We start from the raw sequence: 20989 nt of genomic DNA, 5'->3' as shown, positions 1-20989 counted from the left end.
TGCGAACAGTCAGAAGCCGGCTTTAGGTCCCACCCACCCCTTCGAGTCCTACCATACAAGCCGGCTTGCCGGCGATGGGCTGCATAGCAGCCCTTTTCGGTTCAATCCGGTTTGCTGCCGACCCATTTGGGCGGCACCGGTGAGACAAACTCGTTCATCCCGTCCAGCAGGGCCTCCGCCTGCTGCTCCAGCAGCAACATCGCGCGATGCTGCGGGCGCACGAATCCTTCTTCGACGATATGGTCGAGGAACCCGCCCAGCTTCTCATAGAAGCCATTTACATCCAGCAAACCTAGCGGCTTGGCGTGATACCCCAGCTGGCCCCAGGTCCACACTTCAAACAACTCTTCCAACGTACCCAGGCCTCCCGGCAGGGCGATGAACGCATCGCTCAGTTCGGCCATGCGCGCCTTGCGCGCGTGCATGCCGTCAACGACCTCCAACCGGCTCAGGCCGTTGTGGCCGATTTCGGCATTCATCAGGCTCTGAGGGATGATTCCGATCACTTGGCCACCCGCCGCCATAGCTGCGTTAGCGACAGTGCCCATAAGGCCTACAGCGCCACCGCCATAGACCAACGTCAGGCCGCGACGCGCGATCGCCTGGCCGAGGGCGATAGCCGCTTCACGGTAAGCGGCGTTGGCACCGATGCTGGCGCCACAGAACACACAAACGGAACGTACAGGCATTGCTCATCTCCAGTCACATGCGTGCACAGAGTAAGGCCGATGCGTGGCGGTTCAAAGGCAGCTTTCACTCCGGGCGGGAGAACTCGCAGATCGCACCGCTTGCGCCGTGGGCATAAGCGGCGAGCAGGCTGTTCATGAAACTTGAGAGGGACATTGGCACAGCTCCTAAATGAGAGGTTGTCCCATCGTCTATTAAAAGGGCATGATGTGCCCTTAGATTGGTTGTATACAATCCATTGAACAATTCAACTGGCTGGCCGCTTGACACCCCCTTGACGCATGTCAGCAAGGGGCTGAACGGTTTCAGGCAGTCTCGCAATTGATAAAACCCTGCCAAGGAGATTCATGATGTTTGCGAAAGCTGTAGCGGTATCCCTGCTGACCCTCGCCAGCGCCTCCGTCTTCGCCGCCGAGTGCTCGGTAACTGTCGACTCGACTGACCAGATGTCCTACACCACCAAGGAATTCACCGTCGACAAGAGCTGCAAAGAGTTCACCGTTAAACTGACCCATTCCGGCAACCTGCCGAAAAACGTCATGGGCCACAATCTGGTGATCAGCAAGACTGCCGACATGCAGGCCATTGCTACTGAAGGCATGAGCCAAGGCATCGACAAAGGCTATCTGAAAGAAGACAACGCCAACATCATCGCCCACACCGCGATGATCGGTGCACCTGAGAAAGAAACCGAAGTGAAGTTCGATACTTCCAAGCTGGAAGCGGGTGGCGATTACAGCTTCTTCTGCACCTTCCCCGGCCACATCTCGATGATGAAGGGCAAGGTTGTAGTCAAGTAATGACAGCTTGAAAGCAGGGGAGGGCTTTGCCCTCCTTCGCGACACAAGGCCGCTCCTACAGGACTGTAGGAGCGGCCTTGTGTCGCGAAAGGGCCGCAAAGCGGCCCCAGAGGTCTCACGGTGCGAACGGCAGTTCGCGCTTGTGCTGGGTCTTGCGATAGGTGGCGACGATGATGTCGAACGCTTCCTGCTCAACCGGCAGCCCATGCAGGAAGGCATCGATCTGCTGGTAGGTCACGCCATGCGAGGCCTCGTCAGGCTTGCCTGGTTCCAGGTCTTCCAGGTCCGCAGTAGGCACCTTCTCCACCAGCGATTCCGGCGCCCCAAAGCTGCGCGCAATGGCCCGCACCTGGTTCTTCACCAGGCCGCTCAACGGGGCCAGGTCGCAGGCACCGTCACCAAACTTGGTAAAGAAGCCCATCACCGCCTCGGCGGCGTGGTCGGTGCCGATTACCAGGCCCGCACGAGCGCCAGCGATTGTGTACTGCGCGACCATGCGCGTACGCGCCTTGACGTTGCCCACGACGAAGTCCACCAGTGATGGCGAGCCGTCTTTCAATGCTTGCACCTCAGCGGCCAGTGCACGCACGGCAGGTGCAATATCAACGGTGTGCACTTCATCGGCGTTGATCACTTCCAGGCACGCCTGGGCGTCGTGCTCGTCATGCTGTACCTGGTACGGCAGGCGCACGGCAATGAAGCGGTAGGCCGGGTCGCTGCTTTCGGCGCGCAACTCGTTGATGGCGCGTTGGGCGAGCAGGGCGGCAGTCAGCGAATCGACGCCCCCGCTGATGCCCAGTACCAGGGTCTTGAGACGGGCGTTGGCCAGGCAATCCTTGATGAACGCCACGCGCCGGGCGACTTCGGCCTCGAGCGCAGCGGCGTCTGCGAACGGCGGCTGCACGTTGAGCGCCTGGGCAATCTCTTGCTGAACGGCTTGCATGGGTTACTCCTTGCTGGGGATTTTGAACACGTGACGCATGTAGGCGACGAAGTTCTCGTCGCGGCACTGGGTCTTGGCGGCCTCGTCAGAGATCTTCGCCACCGGCGAGCCGTTGCAGTCGGTCATTTTAAGCACGATATTCATCGGCGCCACGCCGGGCATGTCGCAGGTCAGGTTGGTGCCGATTCCGAAACTGACGTTTATGCGCCCGCGCAGGGCACGGAAGATCTGCAACGCGCGGGTCAGGTTGAGGCCGTCGGAGAACACCAGGGTCTTGGTCATCGGGTCGATTCCCAGCCTCTGGTAATGGGCGATGGCCTTTTCCGCCCAGGCCACCGGCTCACCCGAGTCATGGCGCAGGCCGTCGAACAGCTTGGCGAAGTACAAGTCGAAATCGCTGAGGAAGGCATCCATGGTGATGCAGTCGGTCAGGGCGATGCCGAGCAGGCCGCGGTACTCCCGGACCCAGCAGTCCAGGGCGGCGATCTGGCTGTCGATCAGCCGCGGGCCGAGCTGCTGGTGGGCCATGATCCATTCGTGGGCCATGGTGCCCAGCGGCTTGATATCCAGTTTCCATGCCAAATCGACGTTGCTGGTACCGACGAAGCGGGCCGGGAAGTCATCGCGCAGTACCCGCACCACCTCCTCCTGCACGCGGCTGGAAAAACGCCGGCGGGTGCCGAAGTCGGCCACTTGAAGCTCGGCCAGTTCGTCGACGCTGGCATGCGCCTGCAGCCAGTCGAACTTGCGGTAAAGCTGGTCACGGGCCTCGGCCAGGCGCATGCGTGGGTGCAGGTGGCGGTTGCGCACTTCGCTGATGATGGCCAGCAGCGGGACTTCGAAGAGGATCACATGCAGCCAGGGGCCTTTGAGGCGCAGGTACAGCTGGTCGCTCTCGATTCCCACCCGTACATAGCGCAGGTTGAAACGGAACAGGCGCAGGAAACGCAGGAAATCGGGCTTGAGGAAGCTGATGCGTTCGAGGAAGGCCAGCTGGCCATCATCGAGGGTAAGTTCGCTCAGCCGTTCGAGCTGGTTGCGGATCTCGCCCAAGTAGGGGCGCAAGTCTTCGCCATTGCGGCAGCGGAATTCCCACTCCACGTCGGCATCCGGGTAGTTGTGCAGAACGCCCTGCATCATGGTGAGCTTGTAGAAGTCGGTGTCGAGCAGGTTGTGCACGATGCGCTCAGCGAATGCGCTCTCGCTCATCAGGGTGGGCTCCAAAGCGGCGAATGGCGGTCATTGTGCCACAGGAATTGTGCCGAACTTGCCGGCAACGCGTTACCGGCGGGAGCGGGTTCGCCCGCAAAGAGGCCGAAACCGACAAAACAGGTGTTTTTCTGTGCACCAGCTAGCCTTGAAACGGTGCCGCCTGTAGCAGTTGCGCACCAGTGGTGTGCACTTCGGTGACGTCTGCTGTTACAGGGTGGTTGCACGTAAACACTTGTCAGGGTTGCAATGATGGCACTGGGCGGTTGCTCCTTGTTTGCGCGCATGGTGGCGCTGGTCGCGTGGCAGACGGTTGCACACTCAGTAAAGAAAAGGCCGTCGGTCGCCTCGACGCGGCCCCAACAGTGTGATTTCCCGGAAGACAAAACCGATGGCACGGCCCTTGCTCTGAGCACAGGGCTGAGAAGTTGTAGTGCCAACCAAAAAAAACTCTAGGAGCACCACCTCATGTCGCAGACGTTTTACAAGAAAGGTTTCCTGGCACTGGCCGTAGCTACGGCACTGGGTGTTTCTTCGTATGTTCAGGCCGACGTCAAGATCGGTGTCGCGGGCCCGATGACCGGTGCTAACGCAGCGTTTGGCGAGCAATACATGAAAGGTGCCCAGGCGGCAGCTGACAAGATCAACGCTGCCGGTGGCGTCAACGGCGAGAAAATCATCCTGGTCAAAGGCGATGACGCCTGCGAGCCGAAACAGGCTGTATCGGTTGCCAACCGTTTGGTCGATCAGGACAAGGTAATCGGTGTGGTGGGCCACTTCTGCTCCTCCAACACCATTCCAGCTTCCGAGGTGTATGACGAAGCAGGCGTGATCGCCATCACCCCTGGCTCTACCAACCCACAAGTCACCGAGCGCGGGTTGAGCGCCATGTTCCGCATGTGCGGCCGTGACGACCAGCAGGGCATCGTTGCCGGTGACTACATCGTCGATGTGCTCAAGGGCAAGAAGGTGGCGGTGCTGCACGACAAGGATACCTATGGCCAGGGCCTGGCCGATGCAACCAAGGCGCAGCTGGAGAAGCGTGGCGTCAAGCCGGTGCTGTATGAAGGCCTGACCCGTGGCGAGAAAGACTTCAGCGCCGTGGTGACCAAGATCCGCTCCACCGGTGCCGACGTGGTCTACTTTGGCGGCCTTCACCCCGAAGCCGGTCCGCTGGTACGTCAACTGCGCGAACAAGGCCTGAAGGACGTCAAGTTCATGTCCGATGACGGCATCGTCACCGACGAACTGGTCGCAACTGCGGGCGGCGCCCAGTACGTAGACGGCGTGTACATGACCTTCGGCGCCGACCCGCGCATGCTGCCAGACAGCAAGGCGGTGGTGGAAGAATTCCGCAAAGCCGGTACCGAGCCTGAAGGCTACACCCTCTACGCCTACGCTTCGCTGCAAGCCCTGGCCGCTGCCTTCAACGGCGCCAAGTCGAACAAGGGCGAGGACGCTGCCAAGTGGCTCAAGGCCAACCCGGTGCAGACCGTCATGGGCGAGAAGAAGTGGGACAGCAAGGGCGACCTGACTGTCTCCGACTACGTGGTCTACCAGTGGGACAAGGACGGCAAGTACCACCAGCTGGAAAAACAAAAATAACAACGGCAACCAGCCCGGGCCTGCGCCCGGGCCGATGCCCCTGCGGTACCTGTCTTTATTCGGAGATCTGCACGGTTCTGCGCTGCGAGGGCCGCTTTATCCGTGGCCTGCCGTGGTCGGCGCTTGTGCAGTCTCAATCAGGTGAGATTGCGTTATGGATGGTATTTTCCTGCAGCAACTGGTCAACGGCCTGACCCTCGGGTCGGTCTATGGCCTGATCGCCATCGGCTACACAATGGTCTATGGCATCATCGGCATGATCAACTTCGCGCACGGCGAGGTGTATATGATTTCCGCGTACCTCGCGGCAATCAGCCTGGCATTGCTGGCTTATTTCGGTATCGAGTCGTTCCCCCTGCTGATGTTGGGCACCTTGTTGTTCACCATCGTCGTCACGGGTGTGTATGGCTTCACCATTGAACGCATCGCCTACAAACCCCTGCGCAACTCCACCCGCCTGGCACCGCTGATCAGTGCCATCGGCATCTCGCTGATCCTGCAAAACTATGCGCAGATCAGCCAGGGCGCCCGCCAGCAAGGCGTGCCGACCCTACTCGAAGGCGCCTGGCGCGTCGAAGTGGGCACTGGCTTCGTGCAACTGACCTACACCAAGATCTTCATCCTGATTGCCGCATTCGTCGGCATGGGGCTGCTCACCTATGTGATCAAGTACACCAAGCTCGGCCGTATGTGCCGCGCTACCCAGCAAGACCGCAAGATGGCCTCGATCCTTGGCATCAACACCGACCGGGTGATCTCCTACGTGTTCGTCATCGGCGCGGTGATGGCTGCGCTTGCCGGTGTGCTGATCACCATGAACTACGGCACCTTCGACTTCTACGCCGGCTTCATCATCGGCATCAAGGCATTCACCGCTGCGGTGCTCGGCGGCATCGGCTCGCTGCCCGGCGCCATGTTGGGCGGGATTATCCTGGGTATTTCCGAGTCGTTGTTCTCTGGCCTGATCAACTCCGACTACAAGGACGTGTTCAGCTTCTCGCTGCTGGTGCTGATCCTTATCTTCCGCCCACAAGGCCTGTTGGGTCGCCCGCTCGTGGCTAAGGTGTGAACATGTCCACTGCCAAAACTGCCTCCGTTTCCGAAACCCAAGGTTTCGATCTCAAACGCAGCCTGCTGGAGACCATCGTCGCCGGCCTGCTCGCGCTCATTGTCTTTGGTCCGGTCGTCGGCGTGGTGCTCGACGGCTACAGCTTCAATGCCGAACCCCGCCGCGTGGCCTGGCTGGTCGGTGGCGTGATGGCCGGGCGCTTCCTGCTCAGCCTGTATCTGCAGACCGCTGCAGGCAAACGCATGTTGCAAGGCTTCGACAGCGGCGGCTCGGGGGTGCACGTCAATGCACCGAACTACAAGTCGCGTCTGCGTTACATCATTCCGGCGCTGATCGTGATCGCAATCGTCTTCCCCATCTTCGCCAACAAGTACCTGCTGACCGTGGTCATCCTCGGCCTGATCTACGTGCTGCTGGGCCTTGGCCTGAACATCGTGGTGGGCCTGGCGGGCCTGCTCGACCTGGGCTACGTGGCGTTCTACGCCATCGGCGCCTATGGCCTGGCGCTGGGCTACCAGTACCTGGGGCTGGGGTTCTGGAGTGTGCTGCCACTGGCGGCCATCGCCGCAGCTCTGGCGGGGTGCATACTGGGCTTCCCGGTGTTGCGCATGCACGGTGACTACCTGGCGATCGTGACCCTGGGCTTTGGCGAGATCATCCGCCTGGTACTGAACAACTGGCTGTCGTTCACCGGTGGCCCGAACGGCATGCCGGCCCCGGCGCCGACCTTTTTTGGCCTGGAGTTCGGCCGTCGAGCCAAGGATGGCGGGGTGCCGATCCACGAGTACTTCGGCTTCGATTACAACGCCAATCTGAAGTTCGTGTTCATCTATGCCGTGCTGTTCCTGGTCGTGCTGGCGGTGCTGTACATCAAGCATCGGCTGACCCGCATGCCGGTTGGCCGCGCTTGGGAAGCGCTGCGTGAAGACGAAATCGCCTGCCGCTCGATGGGCCTGAACCATGTGCTGGTCAAGCTTTCGGCCTTCACCCTCGGGGCCTCCACTGCGGGCCTTGCCGGGGTGTTCTTCGCCACCTACCAAGGCTTCGTCAACCCGTCCTCGTTCACGTTCTTCGAGTCGGCGCTGATTCTGGCCATTGTCGTACTTGGCGGCATGGGTTCGACCGTGGGCGTAGTGATCGCTGCGTTCGTACTGACTGTAGCGCCAGAGCTGCTGCGCAGCTTCTCCGAATACCGGGTGCTGCTGTTCGGTGTGCTGATGGTGCTGATGATGATCTGGCGACCGCGTGGGCTGATCCGCATCAGCCGTACCGGTGTGGTCCCGCGTAAAGGAGTCGCGCCATGAGCGACGAAATCATTCTCTCGGTCGATAACCTGATGATGCAGTTCGGTGGCATCAAGGCGCTCAGCGACGTCAGTCTCAAGGTCAAGCGTAACCAGATCTTCGCCCTGATCGGCCCCAACGGCGCCGGCAAGACCACGGTGTTCAACTGCCTGACCGGTTTCTACAAGGCCAGCGGCGGGCGCATCGAGCTGAACGTGCGCGGTAGCCATACCAACGTCATCCAGTTGCTTGGTGAGCGCTTCCAGGCGGCGGACTTCGTTTCGCCGGCACGTTTTGGTTCGCGCCTGTACTACAAGATGTTCGGTGGCACCCACCTGGTCAACCGCGCCGGGCTGGCGCGCACCTTCCAGAACATTCGCCTGTTCAAGGAAATGTCGGTGGTGGAAAACCTGCTGGTAGCCCAGCACATGTGGGTCAACCGCAACCTGCTGGCCGGCGTGCTCAACACCAAGGCGTACCGCAAGGCCGAGAGCGATGCCCTGGACCACGCATTCTACTGGCTGGAGGTGGTCGATCTGGTCGACTGTGCCAACCGCTTGGCCGGGGAGCTTTCGTATGGCCAGCAGCGCCGCCTGGAAATCGCCCGGGCCATGTGCACGCGGCCGAAGATCATCTGCCTCGACGAACCGGCGGCCGGCCTCAACCCGCAGGAGACCGAAGCACTTAGCCGTATGATCCGCGTGCTGCGTGACGAGCACGACATCACCGTGGTGCTGATCGAACACGATATGGGCATGGTCATGAGCATTTCCGACCATATCGTCGTGCTCGACCACGGCAACGTCATCGCCGAAGGCGCGCCGCAGGATATCCGCCATAACCCGACGGTGATAGCCGCCTACCTGGGTGCCGACGAAGAGGAGCTGGTATGAGTGCACCCATTCTGGAACTGAAAGACCTGGACGTGTTCTACGGGCCGATCCAGGCATTGAAAAAGGTCTCGATGCACATCGATGAAGGTGAGACGGTGAGCCTGATCGGCGCCAACGGTGCCGGCAAGTCGACCCTGCTGATGTCCATCTTCGGCCAGCCGCGCGCAGCCTCCGGGCAGATTGTCTACCGTGGCACCGACATTACCCGCAAGTCGTCGCACTACATCGCATCCAATGGCATCGCCCAGTCGCCTGAAGGGCGCCGGGTTTTCCCCGACATGAGCGTCGAGGAAAACCTGATGATGGGTACCATCCCTATCGGTGACAAATATGCCAGTGAGGACATGCAGCGCATGTTCGAGCTGTTCCCACGGTTGAAGGAGCGGCGAAACCAGCGTGCGATGACCATGTCCGGTGGTGAGCAGCAGATGCTGGCTATCGCCCGTGCGCTGATGAGTCGGCCCAAATTGCTGCTGCTCGACGAGCCGTCGCTGGGGCTGGCGCCGATCGTGGTCAAGCAGATCTTTTCAACCCTGCGCGAACTGGCCAAGACCGGGATGACCATCTTTTTGGTGGAGCAGAACGCCAACCATGCCTTGAAGTTGTCCGACCGGGCCTATGTGATGGTCAACGGCGAGATTCGCATGACCGGCACCGGGCAGGAGTTGTTGGTCAACGAAGAGGTTCGCAGCGCCTATCTTGGCGGGCACTAAGCTGAATCCGGGGCTGCTTTGCGGCCCCAATCGTCATCACTTGGCGGATGTGGACAACTTGTCGCATATCTTTCTTGAGCCACGCCACAATCCCTGCGCAAGCCATTGTTTCCACAGGCTCATTGTTGTCCACGGATAATGTGGAACCGCCTGTGGAAAACATGGTGGCATCTAGCTGCAAGCCTTTGAAATCAAGGCTTGCGCGGTTCTGTTCATATTTTGATCAGTCGGCGTTTGTGGATGATTCGGTGCGTGTTTCCACTAGCGCAATGAAGTGCGCAGCCATACGCGATGCGCTGTGGATAACTCTGTGCGAAACCCTTGGACAGAGTGCTGTAAGCGGCATGTTTGAAAGCGTTGCGCCATCCCCGCAACGTTGAGGGTGACCATAGTTCGCTGAAAGGGTTCCGCCTGATGATCAAGTTGCCCCCAATCCATGGGGAAAGCCTTGTGGATAACATGCGCATAGCTCGCGCTGGACCCTCTATCATGAGGCTTTGCGGGTAATGTACAAAAAATGACCAAGTGCTTCTATGGCTTGCTGACGACACCCGTCGCGGGCATGCTGCAAAGCTTGCCGAAAATAATCCACAGCGAGGAACAGAGCATGACGTCCACCGTATTCATCACTGGCGCGACTTCCGGTTTTGGCGAGGCCACGGCTCGCCGCTTCGCCGATGCCGGCTGGAAGCTGATCCTTACGGGCCGGCGCAAGGATCGCCTTGATGCCTTGTGTGCCGAACTGTCGGCCAAGACCGAAGTGCATGGCCTAGTGCTCGATGTACGTGACCGCAAGGCCATGGAGCACGCCATTGGCAACCTGCCGGAAGGCTTTGAAAAGCTGCGCGGGCTGGTCAACAACGCAGGCCTTGCGCTGGGCGTCGATGCGGCGCAGAACTGCAGCCTGGACGACTGGGAAACCATGGTCGATACCAACATCAAGGGCCTGATGTACACAACCCGTTTGCTGCTGCCACGTCTGATCGCCCACGGCCGTGGTGCGTCGATCCTCAACGTGGGGTCGGTGGCGGGCAACTATCCGTACCCTGGCAGCAACGTCTATGGCGGTACCAAGGCATTCGTCGGCCAGTTCTCGCTCAGCCTGCGTTGTGACTTGCGTGGCACGGGTGTGCGTGTCAGCAACCTTGAGCCAGGGCTGTGTGAAAGTGAGTTTTCGCTGGTGCGGTTCGGTGGGGACCAGGCCAAGTATGATGCCACCTACGCCGGTGCCGAGCCTATTCAGCCGCAGGATATCGCCGAGACCATCTTCTGGATCCTCAACCAGCCGGCCCACATCAACATCAACAGCCTGGAACTTATGCCGGTGAGCCAGGACTGGGCTGGGTTATCGATTGATCGTTCGGTGAAGGGCTGATGCAATAGGGTTGCTTCTCTGCCCAATCGCCGGCAAGCCGGCTGCCACAGGAGTTGCGGCCCCGCTTGCCCTGTGGAAACCAGCTTGCCGGCAATTGCGTCAGTTCAGGCGCTGCAAGCCTTCCAGGCAAGTCGCCAGGTGATAGGGCGTAGTCGAAGGCATGTCATGCCTGCTGACCGCACCTTCACCATCGCGGCACTCATACCAGCCTCCATCGTGCAGGAAGCGCTGGTGCATTGCCTGCAACTGCTCAGCCAGCTTCACTCCACTCCCTGGCCGCAGTGCAAGCGCCCGCAGATACTCAGCCTGTGCCCAGATCCGCTGGGTCGCATCGATCACCTTGCCATCCACGGCCAGCATTGCCAGCACCGCAGTATCCTTCACTCCGCACTGCTCGGCGTAACCGAATGCGCGGTCGATCGACGCATGCAGCGGCGTGCCGCGCAGCAGTGCCGAGGTATGCAGCAGGTAGAACCACTCGAACTGATGCCCCGGCTCGAACCAGTTATCCACAGCACTGCGGGGTTTTTCCAGCATCAGGCCATGTTGCGGCTCGATGAAGTGCGTCTGCAGGGATTGGCACAGTTGCAGCAGTGCCTGTTGAACACCTTGATCTGCACGCACGGCGAGAACCTGCAGGAAAGCTTCGGCCAGGTGCATCTGTGGGTTTTGCAGCGGGCCGCTGCCGAGTTCGGACCAGTCTTCACCGAGGTTCGCTTCGTAGAGGCCGTCATCGCGGGCAAACTGCTCGCTGACGATCTCAAGGGCAGCATTGAGTGCCGACTCCACCAGGCCTTCGCGGACTTTGCCCCAGTAATGAGCGCAGGCAAACACGATGAATGCATGGGTGTAGAGGTCCTTGCGCCGGTCCAGCGGCTTGCCTTGGGCATCGATGCTGTAGAACCAGCCGCCATGTTCGGCGTCGTGGAAATGCCGCTGCAGTGAGCGGAACAGCGCTGCCGCACGCTCGGCCGCGCCGGGTTGTTCGATGCGGCTGCTGAATAGGTACAACTGACGCGCGCAGGCCATCGCCCGGTACCGCTGCACCGGCAGCGGGTGGTGAGTGGCATCCAGTGCCTCGTAGGGCAGCGCCATTTCGGCATTCCAGCCCGGGCCCAGCCACAGCGGCACGATGCGTTCGGCGAAGTGCTGGTTGAAGCGGGCAAGTTCGGCTGGAGTGGGGCGGGGGTCGGACATGAATGCGCTCGTCACAATCGGGCAGTGCGCCATGGTAGCAGAAGTGCGCTTCAGCCCGGATTACCCAGACCCTGCCAATGCCGTGCACCGACGAAGATGAAGCGTAACTGCTGGGTTATCTTGTCCCGTGCGCTCAGGGCCTGTGGATAACCTTGCTCCGGGTTGTCGATCAGTTCCGGCAGGGTGGCAAACACGGTCTTCACCACCAGGTCGGCAATCACCGCCAGCGCTGCATCGTTCAGGTGCTGCCAGCGTTTCATTCGCGCAAGATCGGTGGCCAGGTCGTTGCTGATACCTTGGCGCAGGCGGCCGATGGCCTGGCGCACCGCCTGCGAGCCGCCGTACTGCTCGCGGGCCAGGAATAGGAACTGTGCCCGGTGGGCGGCTACCACGTCGAGGAAGATGCGTACCGAGGCGTCGGTGATACCCCCCAGTTCGAACTCGTTCTGCCGCACCAGGCGGATGGTCTGGCGGAAGGTGTCATCGACCTCGGCCACCAGGGCCAGGCCAAGGGCATCCATGTCGGGGAAGTGCCGATAGAACCCGGTGGGCACGATGCCGGCGGCCTTGGCCACTTCGCGCAGGCTGATGCTGCCGAAACCACGGCCACTTTCCATGAGCTGGCAGGCCGCATCGAGCAGGGCCTGGCGGGTCTGTAGCTTCTGTTCGGCGCGCGGCAGCATGTCAGGTCATTGATCGCGAAGGAAACCTGCACTTTATTGGCTCATGGACAAAAGTCAAAAAAAGGTTTCACGCTGCCTGCCCGTCGTGGTGGCGGGAAGCGTAATGCTCGATGTAGCTGTCGCTGCTGATCGGCGCCTCCAACATTCTCATGTCCATGCGTTTCAACCGCTCCAGAATCAAGGGTGCATGCTGCACCAGCAGTGCCTGTTTGCGGTTTGCCCAGCTCCTGATCTGCCTGGAGGATGCTGCCTGGGTCCGTACCAGCGCCACAGCGTGTTGCTCTAACTGGCTGAGCAGAAACACATCGAGGATAACGCCATCCAGTGGGCTTTCATTGACATGGGCCAGGTAGCGCACACTGGCAATGCGTACCCCCAGCAGCTTGGCCAGCAGCAGCATGTCCTCGCTTTTCAAGAACCGGTCACGCTTGTCGGCAATGCCTGAGCGGAGGAGGTCGATACAGGTATCGAGGTGTTCGAGCAGACGCTGGCGCTTTTTGCCGGTCACCGCGTGCGCGCTGGCTGGGGCCGCGTGTTTCATATAGTAGGCAGCGGCTTTGAGCATGATCACCAGATTTTCGCCTTCGGCGGTGATCGCGCCATTATTGTTCAACAGGTAACCGATGATCTTGTTCGCCGCGAACATACCTTGTGCGCCACAACGTTCACGGCAGCGCACCAGAATGTCCTGGCTGGCCCAGGTCGAAACTGCCTTGAGAATTGCAACTTCATTGAGTACATCAGGCGCTAAAGGCTTGAGCGCATCCTTGCCGTGCCCGGCGACGATCTGTTCAAGCCACGCGGCATGAACAAGGTTGGTCACGACATCAATGGCCAGTGGGTGGCGATAGGTGGGATGGGCAAGCAAGTTGACCGGGCCGGCCGGGCTGAAGGTCTGGCGTTTCTGTGCGTAGGTGTAATTGATATGCAAGCCGGCCATCGCCACTGCCAGGGCGCAACTGGCCATGCACAGCTTGCCGGATTGGACACGTTCGATGGAGCGCATGAAGCGTTGACTGCGTGTAGTGTCCAGCGTGCGCAGTTGCCCATCGCGGTCCAGTTCGATGGTGCCTCGCTGCAAAAGGGCCTCGTAAGGGAGTTCGACGTTTTCGAACGAGGTCATGGCATTGTCCAGGTGCATCCCCGGTTTGTGGCCCAGTGCAGTAATACGAACACCGGGGTACGCCATGTCGCCCGCGTGCAGCGGCACAAGAAACGGCAAGATACCGATGAACTTGTCGTTGACCATCAGGCGCGCCATTACCACCGCGATCTTGGGCAATGGACTGTGCGTGCTGTTTGGCATGAACTTGTAGGATTGGCGGCTGGGCGAATCAAGCACGAATACCTGCCGCTCGGGGCAATAGCGTGCTTCTGTTTCCAGTGAAAAAAGATTGCTGCCATACCCCAGTTCCGTGGCGAGGTATACACCGATTGCATTGCCTTCGTTCAACTGTTTGTACAGGCTGCGCACATAGTCACTGTCATTGCCCATCGATTTGATCGAGCCCATGCACAAGTTGTAATGAATGGAGATCATCGATGCCAGGGCACCGTCATGTATGGCACAGGTTGTATGAAACCGAAGCAACTTAGGCAGATCGGCAAGCAATGCATCGCCCTGCAGGCTTGGCTGCGCCAACAGTTCAGTAAAGGTTCGTTTGGCCTCTTCGCTGTTCTCGATCGGCCGGGCAATGAGCGCCAGCAGTCTTTCGTCCAGCCAGTCAGGCCTGAGTGCTATCAGATCAGTTGCCGGGTTTCTCATTTGAACGCTCCGTAGCCATACTTTCAGTAACCTAGCAATGGCGATGGGCGATTTGAAACTAGCAGAATTACCAGTTGCGCGGGGCGGTGTTGCCTGAAAACAAAGCCCGGTCAATTGACCGGGCTGGGAGGAGGGTGGGCACATTGATGCAGGTTGTTGTTTTCGGCCATGGAGATCAGCTCACACGGCTGATTTCGATCAGTCGATCCGAACCGCCTTCCGCAACACGGCCGGTGCGTTCGATCAGGCGATCCGAACCGCCTTCCGCAACACGGCCGGAGCGCTCGATCAGGCGATCCGAGCCACCTTCCGCAACACGGCCGGTGCGTTCGATCAGACGATCCGAGCCACCTTCCGCAACACGGCCGGTGCGCTCGATCAGGCGATCCGAACCGCCTTCGGCAACACGGCCACTGCGTTCGATCAGACGCTCGGCACCACCTTCGGCAATGGTCTTCAGCGGTTGGGCTATTTCAACAGCGCTGGAGCGCGATTCGGCGGTCAGGTGCTGATCGGCAGCTGGGACGGCGAAGGCGTTGGCAGCAAGAATGGACAGCGTCAGGGTCAGCAATTGGCGTTTCATGATTTCGGTGCTCCTCTCGGGGGCTGGAAAGTGGGTACGAAGCCAATGCTACGCTCGGTAACGCCAGAGAGAAGTTCATACGGATAATGGTAACAATCGATGGTATTGATAGCGCAGTGTCAAGGCTCTAACGCAGGTGTTTCAAGGCATCCTGTGGTTAAAAGCTGAGCAAGTGGGCAAGAAAACTTCGCTATCATGGGCTTCATGGATAAAACCCTAAGGGCTTTCATCAGTCCGAGATACTGAGTGCCATCGTTGTGCCCGTTTTGCCCCAAGCCGTCAGGAGAATAACGCAATGACGCGTCCCGCCAGAATCCTCGCCTGGACCCTTACCAGCCTACTGACCCTGCTGGCGATACTGGTGGTGGTGATCGCCACTTTCGACTGGAACCGCGTCAAGCCGCTGCTCAATGAGAAAGTATCCGAAGCGTTGCACAGGCCGTTCGCGATCAACGGTAACCTGGCGGTGCACTGGCGCACTGAGCCGGAAGAAGGCGGGTGGCGCGCCTGGCTACCGTGGCCGCACTTCATTGCCGAGGACCTGACCCTAGGCAATCCCGAGTGGCTGAAGGAGCCGAAGATGGTTGGCCTGGAGCGTGTGGAATTTCGACTGGCGCCGCTGCCGCTGGTATTCCAGCAGATCGTCATCCCGCGCATCGACCTGGTCAAACCCACCGCCAGCCTTACTCGCCTGGCCGATGGCCGCGCCAACTGGACCTTCGATTTCGGCCCCAAGGATGAGAATGCGCAGCCCTCCAAGTGGCAGCTGGACATCGGCGCCATCGGTTTTGACCAAGGTAATGTCAGCTTCGACGACCAGACTCTGAAAACCAGCATGAAGGTGCAGATCGACCCTCTGGGCAAACCGATCCCGTTCAGCGATATCGTTGGCAAAGCCAGCGCGGAAAAGGCCGGCGGAGCCCAGGATTACGCCTTCGGACTAAAGGCCCAGGGCCGCTACAAAGGCCAGCCTGTTTCCGGCACGGGCAAGATCGGTGGCCTGCTGGCGCTGCAGGACGCCAGTCAGCCGTTCCCGCTGCAGGCCGACGTGCGGATTGCCGATACCCATGTGGTACTCGCCGGCACCCTGACCGACCCGCGCAACCTGGGTGCGCTGGACCTTCGCTTGCGCTTGTCCGGCGCCAGCCTGGGCAACCTTTATCCGCTGACGGGGGTGACCCTGCCAGACACCCCAGCCTACGAGACTGATGGCCACTTGACCGCCAACCTGCATGCGGCCGAAGGCGCGACGTTCAACTACCAGGGGTTCAACGGCAAGATAGGTGACAGTGATATCCACGGCGACCTGGCGTTTACCGCGAGCCAGCCACGGCCCAAACTCTCCGGCAAGCTGGTGTCCAACCAGCTGTTGTTCAAGGACCTGGCACCGCTGATCGGTGCCGATTCCAACGCCGAGCAGAAAGCCCGCGGGGGCGCCAGCAAGCAGCCTGCCGGCAAGGTGCTGCCGGTGGAGGAGTTCCGCACCGACCGTTGGCGCACCATGGACGCCGACGTCCAGTTTGCCGGCAAGCGCATCGTTCACAGTGAACAGTTGCCATTCAATGATCTTTCCGCCCATGTAATCCTTGATGACGGCCTGCTGCGCTTGGAACCGCTGCGCTTTGGGGTGGCCGGTGGCAACTTGGCTTCCAGGATACGCCTGGATGGCCGCAGCGTACCGCTGCAGGGGCGCGCTCGGCTGACCGCACGTGGCTTCAAGCTCAAGCAGCTGTTCCCCACCTTTGCGCCGATGCAGACCAGCTTCGGTGAGCTCAACGGCGATGCCGATATCAGTGGCCGAGGCAACTCGGTGGCAGCCCTGCTGGGCACGGCCAATGGCGACCTGCGCATGCTGATCAACGATGGCGCGATCAGCCGCAGCCTGATGGAGATTGCCGGGTTGAACGTGGGCAACTACGTGATCGGCAAGCTGTTCGGCGATGAGGATGTGCAGATCAACTGCGCAGCGGCTGATGTTGGCATCAAGGACGGGCTGGCGAGCACGCGCCTGTTCATATTCGATACCGAGAACGCGATCATCTACGTCAACGGCACCGCCAACTTCGCCAGCGAGCAGCTGGACTTGAAGATTACCCCGGAGTCGAAAGGCTTACGGCTGTTCTCACTGCGTTCGCCACTGTATGTACGCGGGCCGTTTGCCAAGCCCGGTGCGGGCGTGCAGGCGGTGCCGCTAGCCTTGCGCGGCGCGGGCATGGTGGCCTTGGGTGTGGTTGCAGGGCCGGCGGCGGGGCTGCTGGCGTTGGTGGCGCCGAGCAGTGGCGATGAGCCTAACCAGTGCACCCCGTTGTTGCAGCAGATGAAAGCCGGCAAGGCGCCGGCTGAGGTGAAAGGCAAGGGTTAAGTGAACCGGGGCCGCAGGGCGGCCCCTGGCGATTACAAGCCTTGTAGCAGATCGGACATATCGTCTGCGTGTTCTTCTTCCTGAGCCAGGATGTCCTCGAAGATGCGACGCGTGGTCGGATCCTTGTCACCAATGTACTGAATGATCTCGCGGTAGCTGTCGATCGCGATGCGTTCGGCCACCAAGTCCTCCAGCACCATCTCCTTCAACGAATTGCCTGCTACGTACTGGGCATGGGAATTCTTGGTCAGGTTGTCCGGATTGAAGTCCGGCTCGCCGCCCAGCTGCACGATGCGCTCGGCCAGTTTGTCGGCGTGTTCGGCTTCCTGGTTGGCATGCTCGAGAAACTCCTCGGCAGCCACGCTCGCCTTGATCCCGCTGGCCATGAAGTAATGACGCTTGTAGCGCAGTACGCAGACAAGCTCGGTGGCCAGCGACTCATTGAGCAGGCGCAGGATTTCCTGGCGGTCGGCGTGGTAACCCTCGGTCACCGCACCTTGCTCGACGTGCTCACGGGCACGCTTGCGCAGGGTTTGCACATCGGTCAGTTCAACGTTGCTCATGGTTATCTCCAGACAAATCAGGACGGGTGGTCAGGATGTTGCGCAGGCTCAGGCGCCGTGTACGGCTTCGCTGTCCTCTTCTCGTTGTTTGCAAGTCTTGAAACCCTTGGCATCGACATGGCCGGTGGCATCGAAGCGCACGTAGTAAGGCTGTTGATGGCCATCGCGGTTGAGGATGTAGTCGTTGCAAGTGCCTCCGTGCGGCAGGTCGGTCGCATTCGATGGGCTGCCGCCGATGGCGATGACTTTCTGCATGGTCATGCCGTTTTCGACTTGCTTGACCAGCGGCTCGTCGCGGTAGGTGACGTAGTCCACCGGGTTTTCCGGGCGGCTGCCACAGGCGGCCAGGGTCGCGCTTGCCAGAAGGATTGCCAGGGTCTGTTTGTACATGGTCCCGCTCCTTGCTCAAGGGTCTGTTCTGGTTTGGAACCGCGCGGCGCGTCAGGAGTTCGATTGCGATGGTCATTCAGGCCGCTGTAGTGTTGGCCAGTCGACCACGCAAAGGGTTGGTTCCCATGCAGCAGGAATTGGCTACGCGATATCCATTGGTGCTGGTGCCGGGCATGCTCGGCTTTGTCAGGGCGCTGCTCTATCCCTATTGGTTCGGCATCGTGCCGGCCTTGCGCAAGGGCGGGGCGCAGGTGTTCCCCGTGCAGGTATCGCCCTTGCACTCCAGCGAAGTGCGCGGTGAGCAGTTGCTGGCAATCATCGAAGACATCTGCCAGCGTACCGGCGCTGACAAGGTCAACCTGATCGGCCATAGCCAAGGCGCCCTGAGCGCGCGTTATGCCGCAGCCAAGCGGCCTGACCGGGTGGCATCAGTGACTTCGGTGGCCGGGCCTAACCACGGCTCGGAACTGGCCGACCACTTGGCTCGCACAGCGCCGGGCGATTCTCCTCAAGGGCGCATTCTCAGGGCTGTTTTGCATGGCCTGGCGGTGCTGCTGGGGTGGTTGGAAACCGGCTGGCGCCGCGACTCATTGCCTATCGACGTGCACGCCTCGCACCAATCGCTGACTAGCGCCGGCGTAGCGCTGTTCAACCAGGCTTATCCACAGGGCCTGCCCGACACCTGGGGCGGTGAGGGGGCGGGAGAGGTCAACGGCGTGCGTTACTATTCGTGGTCAGGCACCTTGCAGCCAGGCGTCACTGACCAGGGGCGTAACCGCTTTGACGGCAGCAACCGCTTCTGCCGCCTGTTCGCCCGCAGCTTCGTCAAGGAAAAGGGGCAATGTGACGGCATGGTCGGGCGCTTCAGTTCGCACCTGGGGCAGGTGATCGGTGATGACTACCCGCTCGATCACCTGGACATCGTCAACCAGTCGCTCGGCGCCGTGGGCAAGGGCGCCGAGCCGGTGCGGCTGTTCACCGAGCACGCCGCCCGTCTCAAGGCTGCGGGGCTGTAGCGCTGCGGCGCACGGGGGTGGTCCAGCGTTCGGCGAGGACCACCCCGGCCAGGGTCAGCAGTCCGCCGACCAGGTGGTAGCTGGCCAGTTGCTCGTCGAGTGCCGCGGCGGCGATCAGCGCGGTCACCAGTGGCAGCAAGTTGAAAAACAGCGTGGTGCGGCTTGGCCCCAGGCGGTGAACGGCCTGCATCCATGCCAGCGGGGCGACCATCGAGGCCAGTACACAGGCGTACAGCACCAGGCCCGCGTTATGCACGTTCAGGCCGGTTTTGTCTGAAAACAGGAACAGTGGCAGCAAGACGATGATTGCCACCAGCACCTGCAGGTACAGCAGCTGCAAGGGCGGCAGGCGCAGCTGCCATTTCTTCAGCAGGAAGCTGTACAGCGCGTAGGCCAGGGTGGCCACCAGCATCAGCAGGTCACCGCGGTTCAGGCCTTGCTCCAGCAAGATGCCGGGATGGCCGGCGGAGACGACTTCCAGCACACCGATGAAGGACACCGCCGCGCCCGTCAGCGCACCGTAGCTCAGCCGCTGGCCGAGCCATGCGATGGACAGGGCCAGCGACATCAAGGGCATCAGCGAGAGAATGATGCCCATGTTGGTAGCGCTGGTGATGCTGGCCGCGAAGTAGGCGAGGCTTTGGTACAGGGCCATGCCGAGCACGCCAAGGACGAAGATTCTGGGCAGGTGCGGACGGATGGCCGGGCGGTTGCGCCACACGGCCGGCAGCAGGAACGGGGTGAACAGCAGCCCTGCGAGCAGCCAGCGGTAGAAGCCGATCTCGGCAGGGTGAATGGCACCTGCGGACAGCTTGGTGACTACAGTGTTGCCGGCCCAAATGAGGATGGCGGTGAGGGGGTACAGATAATTCATGACGCAAAGGCTCTTGGATGCTCATAAGCCTCCGTGGGAGCGTGCCCGCTTTCACAGAGGTTGTATGATGGCCCCGTATTATCGTTTGTCTGTCAGCAAGCCTATACTCCTATCCAGACAACCTGCCCCTTGAAGCAGACAGCATGCGCCGCAAATACCTCGATATCCCCCAGTTCGACCAGCTTCCCGCGCCCGTCTACCTGCGCCACGACGAATTTGGCGCCGACACTCACAGCCCGCCCCATCGCCACACCTGGGGCCAGCTCAACTACACCGCCCACGGCGTCATGCACCTGGATGTCAATGGCCAGCGTTTTCTGTCACCCCCGCATTACGCGGTCTGGGTGCCGCCGGATACCGAACATGGTTGCTACAACCCTCAGGCCATCGTTTACCGCTCGGTCTATCTCGACCGCAGGCTGTGCGCCGGCCTACCGCAGCAGCCGTGCAGCCTGGTGATCAGCGATATCCTCAAGGCCATCCTCGGCGACTTCGCCCGCCGTGACGTCAAGGTGGCTCAGGACGAACGCGACCAGCGTCTGGTGCAGGTGCTGCTTGATCAGTTGCTGCTGGCACCCACCCAGACCTGCTACCTGCCCTTCGCTCAGAGCGAGGGCCTGCGCCAGGTGCTCGATGCCCTCGGTGCTGAACCTGGTGACAACCGCCCGCTGGCGGACTGGGCGGCGCAGGTGCATGTCAGCGAGCGCACCCTGGCGCGGCAATTTCTGCGCGAGCTGGGCATCAGCTTTGGTGAGTGGCGCCTGCGCCTGAGGTTTTTGCGGGCCATCGAGGCGCTGGAGGCCGGCTTGCCGATACAGGCCATCGCCTTCGACCTGGGCTACAGCAGCGCCTCGGCATTCATCGCCATGTTCCAGCGTCAGGCCCATTGCACGCCGGAGCAGTACCGGCGGCAAGCGCGGACGGGTGTGTAAAATTTGTTGTCTACACTCACCTGCGACACCGTGCATCGGGCGCGGGA

Annotated in this window: 20 protein-coding genes; 10 read left to right on the top strand and 10 right to left on the bottom strand. The window is 60.8% G+C overall.

Annotated elements, in window-relative coordinates:
* Positions 1–101 precede the first annotated feature (101 nt).
* Entirely contained in the window at positions 102–689 is a 588-nt protein-coding gene (locus ACW4TB_RS26135) for an LOG family protein (RefSeq protein ID WP_039604508.1), read from the bottom strand.
* Between the two features lie 348 nt (positions 690–1037).
* Between ACW4TB_RS26135 and azu the strand changes: the two genes are divergently transcribed.
* Positions 1038–1487, top strand: a complete 450-nt coding sequence (azu, locus tag ACW4TB_RS26130; protein WP_042111778.1) for an azurin — start codon at positions 1038–1040, stop codon at positions 1485–1487.
* 115 nt (positions 1488–1602) lie between these two features.
* Here the strand turns inward: azu and nadE are convergent, their stop codons facing one another.
* Both nadE and pncB read right to left on the bottom strand, forming a co-directional pair.
* Positions 1603–2430 carry an ammonia-dependent NAD(+) synthetase gene (nadE, locus tag ACW4TB_RS26125; protein ID WP_012316460.1) on the bottom strand — a complete coding sequence of 276 codons (828 nt, stop codon included), beginning with the start codon at positions 2428–2430 and terminating at the stop codon, positions 1603–1605.
* A gap of 3 nt (positions 2431–2433) precedes the next feature.
* A complete protein-coding gene (gene pncB / locus ACW4TB_RS26120; protein ID WP_012316459.1) occupies positions 2434–3639 on the bottom strand; it encodes a nicotinate phosphoribosyltransferase in 1206 nt (401 codons plus the stop codon).
* Positions 3640–4107: 468 nt separating this feature from the next.
* Between pncB and ACW4TB_RS26115 the strand changes: the two genes are divergently transcribed.
* The 6 genes from ACW4TB_RS26115 to ACW4TB_RS26090 all read left to right on the top strand — a co-directional run bounded on the left by ACW4TB_RS26115 (position 4108) and on the right by ACW4TB_RS26090 (position 10577).
* Complete coding sequence (locus ACW4TB_RS26115; protein ID WP_012316458.1) at positions 4108–5244, top strand: branched-chain amino acid ABC transporter substrate-binding protein; 1137 nt, start codon at positions 4108–4110, stop codon at positions 5242–5244.
* A 154-nt stretch (positions 5245–5398) separates the two neighbouring features.
* On the top strand, positions 5399–6313 hold the full coding sequence (locus tag ACW4TB_RS26110; RefSeq protein ID WP_012316457.1) for an ABC transporter permease subunit: 915 nt from the start codon (positions 5399–5401) through the stop codon (positions 6311–6313).
* A gap of 2 nt (positions 6314–6315) precedes the next feature.
* Complete coding sequence (livM, locus tag ACW4TB_RS26105; RefSeq protein WP_012316456.1) at positions 6316–7617, top strand: high-affinity branched-chain amino acid ABC transporter permease LivM; 1302 nt, start codon at positions 6316–6318, stop codon at positions 7615–7617.
* Entirely contained in the window at positions 7614–8489 is an 876-nt protein-coding gene (locus tag ACW4TB_RS26100) for an ATP-binding cassette domain-containing protein (protein ID WP_012316455.1), read from the top strand. The genes livM and ACW4TB_RS26100 overlap by 4 nt, the downstream gene beginning before the upstream one ends.
* Positions 8486–9202, top strand: coding sequence for an ABC transporter ATP-binding protein (locus ACW4TB_RS26095; RefSeq protein ID WP_012316454.1), 717 nt, complete (start codon positions 8486–8488; stop codon positions 9200–9202). The genes ACW4TB_RS26100 and ACW4TB_RS26095 overlap by 4 nt, the downstream gene beginning before the upstream one ends.
* A gap of 607 nt (positions 9203–9809) precedes the next feature.
* On the top strand, positions 9810–10577 hold the full coding sequence (locus tag ACW4TB_RS26090) for an SDR family oxidoreductase (protein WP_279933300.1): 768 nt from the start codon (positions 9810–9812) through the stop codon (positions 10575–10577).
* 99 nt (positions 10578–10676) lie between these two features.
* Here ACW4TB_RS26090 and ACW4TB_RS26085 read toward each other — a convergent pair whose 3' ends face one another.
* The 4 genes from ACW4TB_RS26085 to ACW4TB_RS26070 form a co-directional block, all read right to left on the bottom strand.
* Entirely contained in the window at positions 10677–11774 is a 1098-nt protein-coding gene (locus tag ACW4TB_RS26085; protein ID WP_279933298.1) for an AGE family epimerase/isomerase, read from the bottom strand.
* A 50-nt stretch (positions 11775–11824) separates the two neighbouring features.
* Positions 11825–12457 carry a TetR family transcriptional regulator gene (locus tag ACW4TB_RS26080; RefSeq protein ID WP_012316451.1) on the bottom strand — a complete coding sequence of 211 codons (633 nt, stop codon included), beginning with the start codon at positions 12455–12457 and terminating at the stop codon, positions 11825–11827.
* A gap of 67 nt (positions 12458–12524) precedes the next feature.
* Positions 12525–14222: an acyl-CoA dehydrogenase family protein gene (locus ACW4TB_RS26075; protein ID WP_012316450.1), complete on the bottom strand. Its 1698-nt coding sequence runs from the start codon at positions 14220–14222 to the stop codon at positions 12525–12527.
* A gap of 175 nt (positions 14223–14397) precedes the next feature.
* Positions 14398–14805 (bottom strand): hypothetical protein, encoded by a 408-nt coding sequence (locus ACW4TB_RS26070; RefSeq protein WP_012316449.1) that lies wholly within the window; start codon positions 14803–14805, stop codon positions 14398–14400.
* A gap of 295 nt (positions 14806–15100) precedes the next feature.
* Here ACW4TB_RS26070 and ACW4TB_RS26065 point away from each other — a divergent pair, with 295 nt between their 5' ends.
* Positions 15101–17167: an AsmA family protein gene (locus ACW4TB_RS26065; RefSeq protein ID WP_279933294.1), complete on the top strand. Its 2067-nt coding sequence runs from the start codon at positions 15101–15103 to the stop codon at positions 17165–17167.
* Positions 17168–17199: 32 nt separating this feature from the next.
* Here the strand turns inward: ACW4TB_RS26065 and ACW4TB_RS26060 are convergent, their stop codons facing one another.
* Together ACW4TB_RS26060 and osmE are read right to left on the bottom strand one after the other, a co-directional pair.
* On the bottom strand, positions 17200–17730 hold the full coding sequence (locus ACW4TB_RS26060) for a ferritin-like domain-containing protein (RefSeq protein WP_012316447.1): 531 nt from the start codon (positions 17728–17730) through the stop codon (positions 17200–17202).
* 48 nt (positions 17731–17778) lie between these two features.
* Positions 17779–18120, bottom strand: a complete 342-nt coding sequence (osmE, locus tag ACW4TB_RS26055; RefSeq protein WP_039603804.1) for an osmotically-inducible lipoprotein OsmE — start codon at positions 18118–18120, stop codon at positions 17779–17781.
* Between the two features lie 125 nt (positions 18121–18245).
* On the opposite strand from osmE, the gene ACW4TB_RS26050 reads away from it, so the two are divergent.
* Positions 18246–19136 (top strand): esterase/lipase family protein, encoded by an 891-nt coding sequence (locus ACW4TB_RS26050; RefSeq protein WP_254466641.1) that lies wholly within the window; start codon positions 18246–18248, stop codon positions 19134–19136.
* Here the strand turns inward: ACW4TB_RS26050 and ACW4TB_RS26045 are convergent.
* Entirely contained in the window at positions 19117–20010 is an 894-nt protein-coding gene (locus ACW4TB_RS26045; RefSeq protein WP_254466639.1) for a DMT family transporter, read from the bottom strand. The two genes, ACW4TB_RS26050 and ACW4TB_RS26045, sit on opposite strands and share 20 nt — an antisense overlap.
* Before the next feature lie 143 nt (positions 20011–20153).
* On the opposite strand from ACW4TB_RS26045, the gene ACW4TB_RS26040 reads away from it, so the two are divergent.
* On the top strand, positions 20154–20942 hold the full coding sequence (locus tag ACW4TB_RS26040; protein WP_012316443.1) for an AraC family transcriptional regulator: 789 nt from the start codon (positions 20154–20156) through the stop codon (positions 20940–20942).
* The last annotated feature ends 47 nt before the right edge of the window (positions 20943–20989 follow it).

The sequence above is a fragment of the Lelliottia jeotgali genome, from assembly GCF_977070485.1.
This window is presented reverse-complemented; position numbering and strand designations above follow the sequence as displayed.

Coding starts and splice junctions, on each gene's coding strand:
- ACW4TB_RS26050 (WP_254466641.1), top strand. CDS start 18,246: ATGCAGCAGGAATTGGCTACGCGATATCCATTGGTGCTGGTGCCGGGC.
- ACW4TB_RS26040 (WP_012316443.1), top strand. CDS start 20,154: ATGCGCCGCAAATACCTCGATATCCCCCAGTTCGACCAGCTTCCCGCG.
- ACW4TB_RS26045 (WP_254466639.1), bottom strand. CDS start 20,010: ATGAATTATCTGTACCCCCTCACCGCCATCCTCATTTGGGCCGGCAAC.
- osmE (WP_039603804.1), bottom strand. CDS start 18,120: ATGTACAAACAGACCCTGGCAATCCTTCTGGCAAGCGCGACCCTGGCC.
- ACW4TB_RS26060 (WP_012316447.1), bottom strand. CDS start 17,730: ATGAGCAACGTTGAACTGACCGATGTGCAAACCCTGCGCAAGCGTGCC.
- livM (WP_012316456.1), top strand. CDS start 6,316: ATGTCCACTGCCAAAACTGCCTCCGTTTCCGAAACCCAAGGTTTCGAT.
- ACW4TB_RS26110 (WP_012316457.1), top strand. CDS start 5,399: ATGGATGGTATTTTCCTGCAGCAACTGGTCAACGGCCTGACCCTCGGG.
- ACW4TB_RS26100 (WP_012316455.1), top strand. CDS start 7,614: ATGAGCGACGAAATCATTCTCTCGGTCGATAACCTGATGATGCAGTTC.
- ACW4TB_RS26075 (WP_012316450.1), bottom strand. CDS start 14,222: ATGAGAAACCCGGCAACTGATCTGATAGCACTCAGGCCTGACTGGCTG.
- ACW4TB_RS26135 (WP_039604508.1), bottom strand. CDS start 689: ATGCCTGTACGTTCCGTTTGTGTGTTCTGTGGCGCCAGCATCGGTGCC.
- ACW4TB_RS26115 (WP_012316458.1), top strand. CDS start 4,108: ATGTCGCAGACGTTTTACAAGAAAGGTTTCCTGGCACTGGCCGTAGCT.
- ACW4TB_RS26080 (WP_012316451.1), bottom strand. CDS start 12,457: ATGCTGCCGCGCGCCGAACAGAAGCTACAGACCCGCCAGGCCCTGCTC.
- ACW4TB_RS26095 (WP_012316454.1), top strand. CDS start 8,486: ATGAGTGCACCCATTCTGGAACTGAAAGACCTGGACGTGTTCTACGGG.
- ACW4TB_RS26065 (WP_279933294.1), top strand. CDS start 15,101: ATGACGCGTCCCGCCAGAATCCTCGCCTGGACCCTTACCAGCCTACTG.
- azu (WP_042111778.1), top strand. CDS start 1,038: ATGTTTGCGAAAGCTGTAGCGGTATCCCTGCTGACCCTCGCCAGCGCC.
- nadE (WP_012316460.1), bottom strand. CDS start 2,430: ATGCAAGCCGTTCAGCAAGAGATTGCCCAGGCGCTCAACGTGCAGCCG.
- ACW4TB_RS26090 (WP_279933300.1), top strand. CDS start 9,810: ATGACGTCCACCGTATTCATCACTGGCGCGACTTCCGGTTTTGGCGAG.
- ACW4TB_RS26070 (WP_012316449.1), bottom strand. CDS start 14,805: ATGAAACGCCAATTGCTGACCCTGACGCTGTCCATTCTTGCTGCCAAC.
- ACW4TB_RS26085 (WP_279933298.1), bottom strand. CDS start 11,774: ATGTCCGACCCCCGCCCCACTCCAGCCGAACTTGCCCGCTTCAACCAG.
- pncB (WP_012316459.1), bottom strand. CDS start 3,639: ATGAGCGAGAGCGCATTCGCTGAGCGCATCGTGCACAACCTGCTCGAC.